Here is a 14,148-nt window from a genome sequence, read left to right as displayed (position 1 = left end):
AAGTCACGCAACGAGGTTCACGCGCGCGCGAAAGAGGGGCGAGAGGAATCCTTGGCAACGATCGACAACGGTTGCAGTCGCAAAGGGATGGTAAGGATGGGTTGGCACGCGCCGTCATTCTTTCGAACGATTATTGATTGTCCGGGAGTTTGGAATTCTGAGCGCGATGCAATTCCGGTAGATTGAGAATTAGAAAAAATAAAAGAGCAGCCAGATGTGTTTCGGCTAGCCGAAACTCTGGTTGAGGGGGCGGCAGAGATGCCCCCTCAAACTCCCTGGGGACGCATGCGCTCAGCTGAAAGGGATACTCGTGGCACGACCGCGATCTGAGAATAAACGAGACCAGCAACTCAACGTCGGGCTTACGACGGAAGAGTTTGCGGAAGTCTACTGGCGCGCGCGGGCCTCCAGCATGCGGATGGTCGACTACGCGCGTTGGCGGCTCCTGGGTGGTGCATCGCAACCCATCGTGCCGGCTTCGGCATCGCGGCGGATGGACGACGGGCTGTTCGCTGAGTTGCGGCGGCTCGGCAACAACCTCAACCAACTCGTGCGCCTTTGCCACTCGACCCGGACCCCGCCCCCGGCGAGCCTCGAAGCCCTCCTGCAGCGTATCCGGGAGGCGATCAACAGGACCGGCCAGTCATGATTGTCAAAATCCAGAAGGCGGGCTCGTCATTCAAGGGCCTGACCAACTACCTCATCAATCATGAGGACCGGGTTGCTTGGACCCACTCGCTGAACTGCGCGAATGACGACGTTAAATCGGTTGTGAATGAGCTCTACATCACGGCGAGCCAAGCCGAATACCTGAAGGAGCAAGCGGGCGTCCATGCGGGCGGGACCGTGGTGGATAAGCCAGTCAAACACATCTCCCTTAATTGGCACCCGTCCGAGCAGCCAACACGGGAAGATATGATTGAGGCCGCGGAGCAGTTCTTGAAGCGGATGGGCTGGGACGAGCATCAGGCCCTTCTGGTAGCGCATCAGGACAAGGCGCACAGGCATGTTCACATAGAACTCAACCGAATCCATCCTGAAACGGGCAGGGCGCTGAATGACAATTTCGAGCGCAATCGAGCGTCGGATTGGGCGAACGAGTACGAACGCGACCGCGGCAAGATTTACTGTGAGGATCGCGAGCGTGATCCGTCCGAACGCACGCCCGCGCCCTCGCGGGAGACCTGGCGCCAGCTCCGTGAAGCGGAGTCGAAATACGTCGAGGATGAAAAGGCGAGCCTCGAGCGGTTGGAAGAAAACTACTTCAAGCGCGGCGATCGCGAACACATGCTCGATAGCCGCGAATGGCATATTCTTAAAGATGACCAGCGCAAGGAGCGCGAAGCGTTCTTCGCCGAGAGCAAAGCGGCCTATAAGGAGTTGCGTACGGAGGTCTATCGCGAAGTACGGGAGAAGTTCCGCGAGGATTGGGGCAACTACTACGCCGCCGTTCGCGCCGGCATCGATGGTGAAACCCTCGTCAACTGGAAAACGACCTTAGTCGACCTCCAGAAGGAGACGCTAGAGAAGACGACGACCGAAGCCTTCGGCATGCTTCGCGAGATACGGAAGGAAGAATACCAGCAACTTCTCGCCGAACATCGGAGCGACAGGCAGGAATTGGCGCGAGCGCAATCTGATGGACGCCGCTCTTACGATCTGTTGCAACGCGTCGGCGCAAACTCGGCAGAACAGCAGCCGCCAGAAGAGACAACGCCGGCAAATCAAAACGAAGCGACAATTGATGAAGCCAAACCAGCGGCAGAAGAGGTTTCGCGTCAAAAACTGCATCTGTCATACGGCACGGTTATGCTCGCCAACAGCATCGGCGAGATCGGGGCGACATTCATTGTGGGCGTCGCAGAATTGGGTGAGCGCCTGTTCGATGGGTTCTTCGGTGGAAAACCCGTCCAACGCGAGAAGCCGCGGTCCGAGCCGGATCATGACGGAGGGAGGCAGCGAGAGGCGGGTCGGTTGCAGCGCGTCGAGGAGGCGATCGAAACAGCACGCCTTGAGCGGGAGCAACGCGACCAGGAATTCTGGCAGGACAGGGAGCGGCGTCGGGGCTGAGCCGGGATCTTCGCCAAGGAGCGCGCGACGGTCCCTCGAAAAACCGGGCTCCCGCCAACGGGCTTTCAAGCGCACTGCGCGCCAGGTTTGCTCACCGTCACGAAGGGAAAGTATGGCGGCCTGTACCGCAGCATACACACATCTGATTTCTGCGGGCCGCGCTCGCCTCTTGATGCTGTTCGGCGCCAAACTCGCCGCGGCATCCCTGACTCGAACTGGGGGAGCGGAAGCGGCCATCCAGGCTCTTCTCCGCGAGCGCGACGCGGCCCTCGAAGCATTCGTCGCCGAAATGCGCGCAGCTGAGAGGAGCGAGAAGAGAGTGCTTCGCGGGTCCAACCGTCATCGAGCCTATTTCGCAGGGCATCGGCCGCTACGGCCTGTTCAAAGTTTTCGGAGCGCGGCGAAAGAAGTCGTCAAAAGAAACGGGCGGAGGTCCCGGAGGCTCCGCCCGCGTTATTCCCGCGTTGCCCTAGTGCTCGCGCGGAGGTTCATTGTGCCCCGCCTGGAGTGACGGCTTCCAGCGCGGCGCATGGCGAGGGGGCTTGTCCGGGGCGGAAGTCTCAGGCTTCCCGACTGGTGCCGCCGGCACCGTCACGACACTCGGTGTGCGCGGCGGCTCCGGTGCAGGAGCGATCGGGGGTGCTTCTGGGACAGGAGACGGCCCCTCGATAGCCTTCTTGGTGCGTCCCGCGGTTTCGACGGCACGCACTAAATCAGCCTCGAATAGTCGCGTCGCATAGGTCATTGGGATAAGCGTGATCGTTTTTCCCAAGACCGCCGCAAGTTCGAGCAGAATTAGAATAGCCTCGAAGATGAACAAGGTCCGGGCGACTACTTCGTCTCTCGATAGCTCATGTAGAGCCTTCAACCGGGCCAGCAAGCCATCGTCGCGAGCCACATGTCGCGGGTCCTGCTGGGCTAGCTGGCGGACAGTTGCTTCGCGGCTGGCGATTGTGCGGTCATACACAACCCTCAGCTCTGCCAACTGCTGCTCCAATTCGCGCCTGTGATCGGTGACCTCTCTCAGCCGGTCAGCGGCGAGGGCTTCCTTCCTCTGCGTTTCTTTTCCGCGTGCTTCTGTCTGTTCCAGTACCCGCTGTTGGGCTTCTTCGCTGCCGCGCGCGGCAGCCGCGAACTCACGCTCGGCCGAGGACAGACGTTCCTGGGCGGCGCGTCGGTTCGGCCGATCGCCCGCACGGGCGAGAACCGCACGCGCAGCCTTCAATTCACGCTCGGCGGCAGCTCTAGCATTCTGCGCCGCGGTGGCGCGCTGATTTGCAGAACGTAGCAGGACCTCGTCTACCTTGGGATCGAGGTTGAAGGCGCGGAGCGTCCGCTCCTCTTCCTCGATCGAGGGCAGAAGTGCGGTCACGCGCGACTGCGATGCCTTATTCTTCACGAGTTCGGCGTCAACGCCCGCGGCCTTTTCCTTGATGAGCGGGCGATTGCGTTCAAGGTAGCGGGCTGCGAGCAGCTGGTCGATTTCGGGCTTGAAAGCGATTGTCCCCGCAACGGTCGCCATCGCGGTGCCGATCATGAGAACCATCAAGAAGCGGCCGCCGCTGAAGGCGAACTTCTTGATGGTGTCGCTGAGCTTCCTCGGGAGCTTGAAGAGATATGTCCGTTCGACCTCGGCCTGGCCCTGAGCGTTCCATGATGCCGCGATGAAGACCAACACGTCAATCAGGCCAACAATGCCGGCGACGAGCACGCCGATCGCAATGGCAGCAGGGTGCCAAACTGATGTCGATAGCATCATGGCCGCTGCGTTCGACCAGAGGGCCGCCTGCCACGCCGCTGACACGTAGATCAGAAGACCAAGGACCCGCAGCACACGGAGGTCACCGTCCGGGCAGGCCCGGACGATGTCATGATGGACCAAGGTCGGCGCGATGAGGATGCGCGTCACGAGGCTGAGTGCGCGGCCCTCACGGGCCGCGCTGTTGGTTTCCTTCTCAGCCATGACGCGCCCCCGTCAGTTGTGAGGCGATAAAGGCGCGGAAAGTTGGAATATGAAGAATCACGCGATTCGAATCCGGCCAATTGATGAAGCCTAATGGATTCGGCGGCGGCGGCCTGCCCCGTGACAGGGCTTCAGCGAAGGCCTTCCGGTGCTCCTCCCACATGTTGAACACACGCTTCGTACGGCGATTCATCACCGTGGCGTTATCGCTGGCCCCCATCATGACGGCTGCTACTTCGCGCGCGCCCCAAGCGAACTCGGTGCTGTCGTCATCGAAATTTGGCAGCGGCATAGAGGGCGGCGGCGGGGACGTACCGCCATTACGAGATCCGCCATCGGCCGATTTCTTAACGTGGTGCCGAACCATAGCCTCGAAGCAAGTTTCAGCTTCCGCGGCCGGTGAGCCTTTTCGAATAACGAGCATTCAAGCCTCCTTCTGGTTGAAGAGGCTCAAAGGAGGCATCAGAACCTTCAGTACCCGCGAGGCGGTCCTATCCAAACGAATTTCAGTACGTTCCGTACGTTAGCGCGGCCGCGGCGCCGCGCTTCTTCGAGGACTTCTTTGCGGGTGCGGTCGCGAGGGCATCGGTTGTTTCACGCGCTTGCCAGCGACCCAGAATTCCTGGCGCACGACGTGCCCATTTGCGTCCCACTCGGTGATCGCAGGACCGTCCTTCGATGGGCGATGTCGAAGGCCCTTGCGGTAATAGGCCTCGGCACGGCGAGCGTGGTTGGGGCTTGGATATTCCAGCAGTGCCGGGCCGTCTTCCCTATGCAAAACGCCATTCACATAATAAGCCTCCATGAACAGCTTTCCTTCGTCATATTCGCGCTGTGCTGGCCCGCCCGAATTGTGCAGCTTTCCGAATTCCATCCAAGCTTCTTCAAATAGCAACCCACCGTCATGCCATTGAATGATTGCAGGGCCCTGGCGGCATTCGCGGTGCTCTTTCCCATTTTTCATATACTCGATCCGGACGACACTGTTGGTTTTAGAGTCAACCCGGAGCGTTAGGGTCCTTTCGGGATCAAACACGAACGTCTGTTGAAAAATGCGTTGCACAGGCTCCTTCTTCTGGAGGGGGAGAAAACCTTCCGTAGCTACGATAGACGACTAGATTGCAATCCGTCATACGGTTATTTATTTTCCTCAGAACGTTGCGCGCAAGGCGTTGATTTTGGCCATTTTCGGTGGACTGAGCCGTGTTATCGCATCAGCAGATGGATGAGCTTCGGGCATCAATTCGCCAGCTTATAGCCGACATGCCAGCTTACATCAGCGATGGTCGGATCGACCGAAATCGCTGGGAAACCGTAGTGCGGAGTGTCGCAAAGGTCCCTGATGACAAGCCATTAAACCCGGAGCGCAAGGGGCTTTGGTACCGCCTGTTCGGATTCGGGGATCAGTCGAACGCCACCAAGTATTTGGGAGGTAAGACAACCAGAGCCACAAAGCCGATCGGTGATGCGCATCTCCGTGCAATATACGAGACATTTGCTGCCCTACGCGTTGGCCGCACGACAACCCACCCGAATTCACCGCGCAGCTGGAAGGCTTGGATTGATCAACTGCTCGATCCTTTAAGGCCATTTCAATCCAACGAAGCTATTCGATCGGTCCTGCGTAAGGCCGCCGCGACCCACGAGCTACAAATGAACCTCTCCAAAAGAGGCGTTGCATGCGTCGTCGCGCGAGATCCCGCCGACCTTCGCCAGTTTGGCGCCGATTTGAATCTGTTTCTGCCGCAGCAGATCTGTGTGCGAATCGATCAAGACCGCATTGTTCCTCCACATCCTGATCGCCGAGAAATTGGTTCACTTTGCGCTTATATCCTCAGCGCTGTTGCGCGAGCGGCTACATCCGCGCGCGCTCCTGCAGGGGCGGAGTTTGCCGGCGAGTACGCGGAGTTCTATCGCAAATGGAAAGGTCGTCTGCTCCTCAAGGGCAACTTCAACGGCACCGCGAACTTAGGCGAGAAGACGTTCGCGCAGGCAATTCATCCGGGCTTGCGATGGCCGGCTTTCAGAAAGGCCGTGGCGGATTTTGGATCGGAGTTAGACGACATTCCGTTCTTGCATGATCTCGGCCGCTTAGTCCGGCTGGGAGCCGATGGAATCTTAATAACTCTTTACGATGGGTTCGATCTTGTTCAATGCGACCCGCTGTTTCGGGCGTTGTTTGTCCGCGAGAGCGAAAACGATGCGGGGCCGCTACTGCTTATCGCATCGAAATCGGTGGGCGTTGCTTCATTTGTCCCTCATTGCTGCGAACTTGATGCCCGATCATTCATAGCTGCCTTGACGGACGCCCGGTCCAAATCGAAAGTTGCTTCGCCTGTGTCGTCGGCGGAAGAAAGAGATGAAAGCGACAGTTCCGATCATTTCGTGAGGGCGCAGTTGCATGAGGACCGCTTCTTTGCCTCGAGGGAAGAGGAGTTTGATTGGGGCGACAACCGCTACATTCCCTCCGTGCTAGAAGGAATATGGCGTGTAATCCAGCACGATGAGTCTGCCCACGTGTTCAGACTCTCTGTTGTCCGAGTCAAGTTCACCACCGATCTTTTGGCGACCAACCGGTACGGCAGCTTCGAGTGGTTCTGTCATGCTGATTATGATCCAAGGCGCCCTAAGACCAGGCCGATTGCTGGCACGGCAATAATGAGTGGGCGCGTCCTTCAATTTGCGACCGCGGACGGGAGGATCATCATGCGTTGGGAGGTCGCGGTTCTGGACAGAGTGCCAACCGCGGACATACTGGGGCACGCACGTCAGTTTCAGAATGAGAAGCCTTATACTTGCGCGCTTAGAGCGCAAAAGTTGCCCGAACCCATCTTCGCGAACACACTAAAGACTGTGTTGAGAATGCATTGCCGAGATGTGCCTGTGCAAAAAGCACCCGAAAAGTTCTATCCGCCTCGACCTTGGCAGCGCATGATCCTTTCAGACGTGGTGGTGGCTGGCCAGGAACAAATACCAGCCCCAAGACAAGCAGCGCCAAAGAAACCAAGACCCAAAAAGGTTAGGGAAAAGTAGGTGGCGCCTTGCTAAGCGATAATTGCTTTCTAGAAAGTTTACCAATGCCTCTCGGTAGGACGTGCGGCCACAATGGTGTCTTCAACTCACAAAGGAGATGCCTATGTCGAAGACTGTGGAAATTGGTAGGCGTGTGGTGCCCGTCGAGCAAATTGCCTTGATCGAAATGTTCGATCCAGAAGCTCAAAAGAATATGCAGAGTACGCGTCCATTTAAGACGCGCATTGTCATGGTTGGTCGCGATAGCATTCTGTCAGAACGAGATGTGCCTTCCCTTTCAGATGAATTAGGCTTCCGTCACCTCCCCAACGATGGCGTGGCGACAAATCCGACAATTCGTTTCACGGTCGAACGTTTTGAGCCTTCAGCGGACTTTCAACCAGCAAAGCCATTTGTCTCGCGGCTGATGTGGAAGGACGGTGACGGCAATACCCAAAGTAAGCTTATGCTTTCGGAAGTTGAGGACCTCGTTGCCACGACAGTACGAGGGGAAGTACCGAGCGTGGACGGTCCAGGGAAAGGCGGTCGATCAAGCTCAGCGCCGAGACCACGGCGCCGGAGGCCGGCCGCAGCAGCGCCACCGCAGCCCCAAGGCTAAAGAGCGCCCTCAATGGGTACTCGCCCTGCTTGTCGAGACGCAATGGGGCGCGGATTTGAATCGGCAATTCGGAGGAGCGTCTGGCATTCCTAGGCGCTCCTCTCGACTCTGACCAACTATTTGGGCTGATAGCACATCGTTCGAGCGTCAGGTCGCGTCAGGTTCCCTCCGAAAGGACACCGTCATATCGAGCCAGTGAGAGGCAAGATAGTCGCGGGCGAATGGGAAGGGCGAGGACGGATGGTCGAAGCAGGCGGCGACGCCGTAAGGACCGACCCAGTTGGTGTCCCCGCAACCAAACGGTCCGATCCAGTGCTCCTCGACGGGGCCACACGACAATTCGTAGCAGGTGACGGTCCACACGCCCTGCAGACCGACAGCTACCCACCGATCTGCTGGTCCTCGTGGGTCCGTTTCGAAAAGCACACTGCAATCAGCCTTCTTATGTGGGTCCTTCCGTCCGATCCTAACGGTCAGAACGAAATACGGCTTGTTGCAGCAGGACTGTGAGCCAAGAAGCAAATGGCAGTCGCTCATAAGGTGGGGCGTCATTTCCCCGCATTCAAACGGTACTGTATCGCCATCCGTGCCAACGGGAAGTTCGCGCAGCAGAAGATGTCGAGTTGGCTCGATGACCATGAACGGTGTCTGGCAATGGGGACAGCGAACCAAAAGCGAATGCAACGGATAGAATTCGGTCATGGCGATATTCCAGGGCTAGGGGAGGAGCCCTCACTCTGGCGGTATCGTCGTCGCAAACGCGAGGCCGGGTTATCGAAGCGTACTGAAGATTGCCGCGCATTCCGAAATGCAGGAGACGAGCAAGTGTGTCGGTCAACCGGCTGCAGCGCCGCAACCAATTTTCGTCCAACAAAAACGTCCAACATCGCGTCCAACATCGGAGAAAATCTCACAACAACTAAATGAATTGAACCGCGATAAATTGTTGGACTTGTGCAGGAAATTCGCTACCTTCGTGTTACCTGGAATATCAACCAGAGGCTCCTAGGGAGCGCCAGCGATTTCAACGACTTAGAACTTGCATCGAAAAGTCGTCGAATATCCGTTGAATAGGCGCCGACGAACGTTGGCGAACTCCGCCACACCAATTCAGTGATCCGATCGCCTGGCTTTCTGTCCTGGTTGATACCAACGCGAAGCGGATGGCGGTCAGCGCCGGCGATCGACGATCTCATATGTCGCAAGAGATAATCGTCCGGGACCTCGCGCAGTTCGACTTGGTCCTTCACCTCGACAATGACGGAGGTAGGACCGACAGCGAGCGATGCTTGCGGACCACCGACCTCACCCGGGATGCTGGTTGGCTGCCGTATTTCCGTCAATGTCACTTCGCTTCAACAGATAATCCAGGCCGCCGACCCGGTACCAGCGGTATCCATACGGCTCGAGCACGACGCGGTGCTGGCCGCGTTTGTCGGCATGGCTGTGGTCTTCCGCGAGAAGGTTGATCAGATGCTCGCCGGCATCGCCCGAGAGGCCCGTCGTGAACGCGATCTCACGCGGCTTTTCGTCGAGATTGTGCACGAAGAGCACAGAATTGTTGCGCCAGTCGTAGCGTATGATGAACACGGCAGGATCGCGTGTCGCGATCACGGAAAAATCGCCCCAGCCGATCTCGGGCACCTCCTTGCGCATGCGGATGATACGCTCGGTCCAGTTCAGCATGGAATTGGAATCGCGCCGCTGTTTTGCGACGTTGACGTGCTCGTAGCCGTAAGGCCCCTCGTCGATCACGCGGCTCACTGGCTTGCTGCTCTTGGTGAACCCGCCATGGGCCTCGGTCGACCATTGCATCGGCGTTCGCGCGCAATTGCGTTCGGGCAGCGAGAGATCGTCGCCCATCGCGATCTCGTCGCCATAGCGGATGACCGGCGTTCCCGGCAGCGTGCACATCAGGCTGTAGGCGAGTTCGAGTCGTCGCCGATCGCCGCCGAGCATTGGCGCGAGCCGACGCCTGATTCCGCGATCGTAGAGCTGCATATTCTTGTCGGGGCCGAACGATTTGAACACGATGTCGCGCTGTGCCTTGGTCAGTCGTCCGAGGTCCAGTTCGTCATGATTGCGCAGGAACAGGCCCCATTGCGCCGTGGCGGGTCGCGGTTTTGTTGCTTTCAGTGCCTTGCCCAACGGACCCGCGTCGCCCGACGCGAGCGCATAAAACAGATGTTGGTTGACCTGAAAGTTGAACATCATATGCATGCGGTCGGCATCCTTGCCGAAATACTCCATGTCCGTTTCGGGCAGCACATTGGCCTCGGCCAGGATGATGGCGTCGCCTTCTCGCCATTGCAGGAATTCGCGGAACACCCGCAGCATGTCGTATTGCTCGACCGGCTTCGTCGCCTTGGCACCTTTGGTCGCGATCACGAAGGGCACCGCGTCCATGCGAAAGCCGGAGACGCCGAGCTGAATCCAGAAGCCCATGATCTTCAGGATCTCCGCCTGAACATGCGGATTCGACGTGTTGAGATCAGGTTGGAAATCGTAGAAGCGGTGAAAGTACCAGGCGCCGGCGTCCTTGTCGCGCGTCCAGGTCGATTTCTGCACGCCGGGAAACACCATGCCCTTGTTGGCGTTGGCTGGTTTCTTGTCCGACCAGACATACCAGTCGCGATAAGGCGAATGCTTGTCGCGCCGCGCTTCCTTGAACCAATGATGCTCGTCGGAGGTGTGGTTGACGACGAGATCGATGATGACGCGGATGCCGCGCTGCTTGCAGCCATGGGTGAACTCGACGAAATCGCCGAGCGTGCCGTAGCGGGAATCGACGCTGTAATAGTCTGCGATGTCATAACCGTCGTCGCGGCCGGGCGAGGTCTGGAATGGCATCAGCCAGATCGTGGTGATGCCGAGGCCGTGCAGATAGTCCAGCCGGCGCAACAATCCCTTGAAATCGCCGATCCCGTCGCCACTGGCATCCATGAAGGTGCCGACGGACAGGCAATAGATGATGGCGTTCTTGTACCAGAGATCGTCGATCATGCACCGTAGACTCGAAGTACCCGCCGGGCGGGCGGCTGCGTGATAAGTGCCTGAGGGCGGGGAGGTTCCGATTATTTGCTGCTGGTGCTTCGAGGCTCCGCCCTTGCGAGCACATCGGCGGCGGTTACGCGTTAATGTGGCCACCGATGAGGCGGTCTCGAGTCGAGCGGACCCAGCAACGTTAGGGCGATTTACTGGCCCGGCCGGTGCGTATCGGAGCCAGGCCGAATTCACTGCGCGTATATTGCCATGCCGATGAAACAGCGATGCAATACGCTCTCCAGCCCGCCGCAATGAAAATCGCTAGAATTCGAGTGAAACCACTGTGAACAAGGCGGGATGGGAACGACCGTCACATCGAGAAATATCAGCAGCTTAGAAGGTGACCACTGGGTTCCGGGAGGCAGCGGGCGCTGTCAAATCGCAACCCGAACGTAATGTCGGTATCGGTGGTTGCGGCTCCGGGATTTGAACCTGCTAGGCAACGGAGCATCGTTTGATTGCGCACCTTATCTTCCGAAGGGTTGAGCTGGAAACGGCGCATAGTCTTGTTCCGGTTGGCTCGCCTGACAGGGGACATGATTGGAAGCTCCGTGAATTGAACCGGCTAGGCGACCGTCCAGCCCCCATCCATCGAGAGGTTGGCGCCCGTGATTTGAGCGGCATTGTCGCTGCACAGGAACAGTGCCAGCGAAGCAACCTGTTCGACGGTGACGAACTCCTTGGTCGGCTGCGCGGCGAGCAGGACATCATTGATGACCTCATCCCGCCGCATGCGCCGGGCCGCCATCGTGTTCGGAATTTGCTTCTCGACGAGCGGCGTCCAGACGTAGCCGGGGCTGATGCAGTTGCAGGTGATCTTCGAGCGAGCGAGTTCCAGTGCCACGGTCTTGGTAAGGCCCGCAATGCCGTGCTTGGCTGCGACATAGGCCGACTTGAAGGGCGAGGCGACCAGCGAATGCGCCGAGGCCGTGGTGATGATGCGGCCCCAGCCGCGCGTCTTCATGCCTGGTACCGCCGCGCGGATGGCATGGAAAGAGGCAGACAGGTTGATCGCGATGATCGCATCCCACTTCTCGGCGGGAAAGTCCTCGATCGGCGAAACGTGCTGGATGCCGGCATTGTTGACCAGAATGTCAACGCTGCCGAAAGTCTCTTCACCGAGAGCGATGAGCTCGGCAATCTCGCTCGGCTTCGTCATGTCCGCGGGCGAGTAGATCGCCCTGACCGTGAAATCGCGTTCGATCGCGGCACGCTCCTTCTCAATGTCGCCGGGCGCGCCCATGCCGTTGATGACGATGTTGGCGCCCGCCCCGGCAAAGGACCGCGCGCACGCGAGGCCAATGCCGCTGGTCGAGCCGGTGACGACAGCTGTCTTTCCGTTCAGAAATCCCATTTCGTACACTTTCTTCACTACACATGCGAATGACGATAGGTACTGCGCCGCAGTTCGCGACGCCCAGTTGGACTTAAAAGACCAAGGCTCTCTCGCCGGCTCGAATCGAGCCGCGAGCCGGCTGCTGCAAATAGTCGTGCACCACCTTTCCGAGGCCGAGCGTCAGGTCGGCGCGAATGTGGACGGCAGAGACGATCTCCAGGACCGGCAGGTCGGCAACCGGCGCCAAGGCATGCGGTGTCAAGGCGAGGGCCGCGGGTCCGGTCCAGGCGCCCTTCAGCACCACGTCCCTAAGATGGTATTCGACGAGCTCGCAGATGCGGGGGCTGCCGTCGACGTGCGGGATGATCTTGAGCAGGAAGTTCGGCTCGTTCAGAGCCACCTTGATTTTCGACAGGTCGGCCGCGCGGTGCTTGTAGCCCATCGTCCCGGTGGCGACCCGGAGCGGGCCGTAATCCAGCGTGCCGATCAATGTGTCGATCTCGGTTCGCAGCGTCGGCTGGGCGAGCTTCTTCGGAAAGCCCCATAGCTCGCGCCCGCCCGCAATGGGGCCTTCGTCGTTGAGGAACATGCAATGCGTATAGCCGCCCTTGCGTCCGCGTAAGGAGACGGGGATGACCTGTCCGCTCTCCGTGTAATCGCCAAAGCCGTTCGAATCCGGCATGCGAATGAATTCATATTTGACCAGAGCTTCTCGCAGGTCGACCTCAAGCGGCTCCGGGACCACCGCCTGGAGCTTGGCCGGATCGGTGCGATAGGTGATGATGAGGTATTCGCGATCGACGAACCGGTACGGCCCGGGCGGGTAGGCCGGGTTGGTCAGCGGCATCGCAAAGGCTCGTTGTTTCACGTCAATCTCGCGCATCTGTGCTCTCCAGGAATTGGGTTGGCCTACTCGCGGCCGTCTTGTTCGAGGTCAAACGTGAAGACCCCGTCGGGGCTCGAAGGCCGCGCGAGCACCTCGGGATGGCGCAGTGTGCGCAGCGCGTCGTGGTAGCCGGCTTGCCAGTGGTCCTGCATTGAAAGGCGCGAGAACTCGTAATCCTTGGAGTGCCCCTCGTGATTGCGCGCGCGATAGATCAGATGGACGATGTTGTAGACGTTGCGGGATACTGCCGTGCTGAGGAGCTTTACGTTCTCGTGCTGACTGAGATCGTCAGGGAGCCGGCCAAGCAGATCCGTGAGTGCGCGCCGCAGGCGCTGGACGCGCTTGAACTGGTCGGTGCTGGCGCGCGTGCGGCTCGAATACTGGATCTCCTTGTGCCGCGTGACGACCTCAGCCATGTTGCGCGGAAGTTGACCGCGTGCGCTCCAGAGGTCGACCTGGAACGCGAGCATGTCCTGCGGGGCATCTGAGTCGATCACCCATTGCAGCGGTGTGTTGGAGACGAGACCGCCGTCCCAATAGTGCTCCCCCTCGATTTCCACGGCCGGGAAGCCCGGCGGCAGCGCGCCGCTTGCCATGATATGCTCGGGCCGGATCGTATGTGTCGTGTTGTCGAAATAGACGAAATTCCCTGTTCGCACGTTGACCGCGCCCGCGCTGAAGCGCGTCGTTCCATCATTGAGACGATCGAAATCGACCAGACGCTCCAGCGTGGTCTTGAGTGCGCGTGTGTCATAAATACTGGTTGCATCGTTGGCGCCGCCGAGTTGCAGCCAGGGCGGGATGGGACGGGCGGAGAAAAATCCGGCTGCGCCGCACGTCGCTGCCAGGCCGGCGCTCATTTGATTGATGAGGTTGCGCGTGTTGTCGCTCTTCGCCCAATCTAGGAAAGGTGTTCCGGATACGTCCCAGGGCGCCGTTGAAGTGACCTGGGTCCAGAAGTCGCGCAGGCGCTCGACACGGGACTCAGGAGGGTTGCCGGCGATGATGGCGGCGTTGATGGCTCCGATCGAAATGCCGGCGACCCAATCGGGATGAATGCTGGCTTCGGCCAAGGCTTCGTACACGCCCGCCTGATAGGCGCCGAGCGCGCCGCCGCCTTGCAACAGCAGCGCGATGCAATCAAAGGGTAATCGTCGTTGCGCGGAAAAGAGCTCGGATCGAGGCTGGAAGTTCATGGTGCGGTTGCTCTTGAGTTT

Annotated in this window: 12 protein-coding genes; 4 read left to right on the top strand and 8 right to left on the bottom strand. The window is 59.1% G+C overall.

Translation table 11 applies throughout. From position 1 onward, the window contains the following. Positions 1-310 precede the first annotated feature (310 nt). Together H8A92_RS08610 and H8A92_RS08605 are read left to right on the top strand one after the other, a co-directional pair. The gene (locus H8A92_RS08610) at positions 311-649 is read left to right on the top strand and encodes a plasmid mobilization protein (RefSeq protein WP_420831301.1); all 339 of its coding nucleotides are present in this window, start codon (positions 311-313) and stop codon (positions 647-649) included. Continuing rightward, on the top strand, positions 646-2,070 hold the full coding sequence (locus H8A92_RS08605) for a relaxase/mobilization nuclease domain-containing protein (RefSeq protein ID WP_229195409.1): 1,425 nt from the start codon (positions 646-648) through the stop codon (positions 2,068-2,070). The genes H8A92_RS08610 and H8A92_RS08605 overlap by 4 nt, the downstream gene beginning before the upstream one ends. Before the next feature lie 469 nt (positions 2,071-2,539). Here H8A92_RS08605 and H8A92_RS08600 read toward each other — a convergent pair whose 3' ends face one another. From H8A92_RS08600 to H8A92_RS08590, 3 genes are all read right to left on the bottom strand, one after another. After that, complete coding sequence (locus H8A92_RS08600; protein ID WP_229195408.1) at positions 2,540-4,033, bottom strand: DUF4407 domain-containing protein; 1,494 nt, start codon at positions 4,031-4,033, stop codon at positions 2,540-2,542. Next, a complete protein-coding gene (locus H8A92_RS08595) occupies positions 4,026-4,457 on the bottom strand; it encodes a hypothetical protein (RefSeq protein ID WP_229195406.1) in 432 nt (143 codons plus the stop codon). Before H8A92_RS08595 ends, H8A92_RS08600 begins: the two co-directional genes overlap by 8 nt. Before the next feature lie 99 nt (positions 4,458-4,556). Further along, positions 4,557-5,096 (bottom strand): toxin-antitoxin system YwqK family antitoxin, encoded by a 540-nt coding sequence (locus H8A92_RS08590; protein WP_229195405.1) that lies wholly within the window; start codon positions 5,094-5,096, stop codon positions 4,557-4,559. A gap of 140 nt (positions 5,097-5,236) precedes the next feature. Here H8A92_RS08590 and H8A92_RS08585 point away from each other — a divergent pair, with 140 nt between their 5' ends. Together H8A92_RS08585 and H8A92_RS08580 are read left to right on the top strand one after the other, a co-directional pair. Continuing rightward, positions 5,237-7,066, top strand: a complete 1,830-nt coding sequence (locus H8A92_RS08585; protein ID WP_229195403.1) for a hypothetical protein — start codon at positions 5,237-5,239, stop codon at positions 7,064-7,066. Positions 7,067-7,169: 103 nt separating this feature from the next. Further along, entirely contained in the window at positions 7,170-7,664 is a 495-nt protein-coding gene (locus tag H8A92_RS08580; protein ID WP_229195402.1) for a hypothetical protein, read from the top strand. 147 nt (positions 7,665-7,811) lie between these two features. Here H8A92_RS08580 and H8A92_RS08575 read toward each other — a convergent pair whose 3' ends face one another. The 5 genes from H8A92_RS08575 to H8A92_RS08555 all read right to left on the bottom strand — a co-directional run bounded on the left by H8A92_RS08575 (position 7,812) and on the right by H8A92_RS08555 (position 14,127). Beyond that, positions 7,812-8,366, bottom strand: coding sequence for a hypothetical protein (locus H8A92_RS08575; RefSeq protein WP_229195401.1), 555 nt, complete (start codon positions 8,364-8,366; stop codon positions 7,812-7,814). Between the two features lie 603 nt (positions 8,367-8,969). Next, on the bottom strand, positions 8,970-10,667 hold the full coding sequence (locus H8A92_RS08570; RefSeq protein ID WP_229195400.1) for an alpha-amylase family protein: 1,698 nt from the start codon (positions 10,665-10,667) through the stop codon (positions 8,970-8,972). Positions 10,668-11,274: 607 nt separating this feature from the next. After that, positions 11,275-12,063, bottom strand: a complete 789-nt coding sequence (locus H8A92_RS08565) for a 3-hydroxybutyrate dehydrogenase (protein ID WP_229195399.1) — start codon at positions 12,061-12,063, stop codon at positions 11,275-11,277. A gap of 73 nt (positions 12,064-12,136) precedes the next feature. Beyond that, positions 12,137-12,928 carry an acetoacetate decarboxylase gene (locus H8A92_RS08560; protein ID WP_229195398.1) on the bottom strand — a complete coding sequence of 264 codons (792 nt, stop codon included), beginning with the start codon at positions 12,926-12,928 and terminating at the stop codon, positions 12,137-12,139. Between the two features lie 26 nt (positions 12,929-12,954). Continuing rightward, positions 12,955-14,127, bottom strand: coding sequence for a DUF3734 domain-containing protein (locus H8A92_RS08555; protein ID WP_229195397.1), 1,173 nt, complete (start codon positions 14,125-14,127; stop codon positions 12,955-12,957). Positions 14,128-14,148 lie beyond the last annotated feature (21 nt).

The sequence above is a fragment of the Bradyrhizobium acaciae genome (genome assembly GCF_020889785.1).
Taxonomy (GTDB): domain Bacteria; phylum Pseudomonadota; class Alphaproteobacteria; order Rhizobiales; family Xanthobacteraceae; genus Bradyrhizobium; species Bradyrhizobium acaciae.
This window is presented reverse-complemented; position numbering and strand designations above follow the sequence as displayed.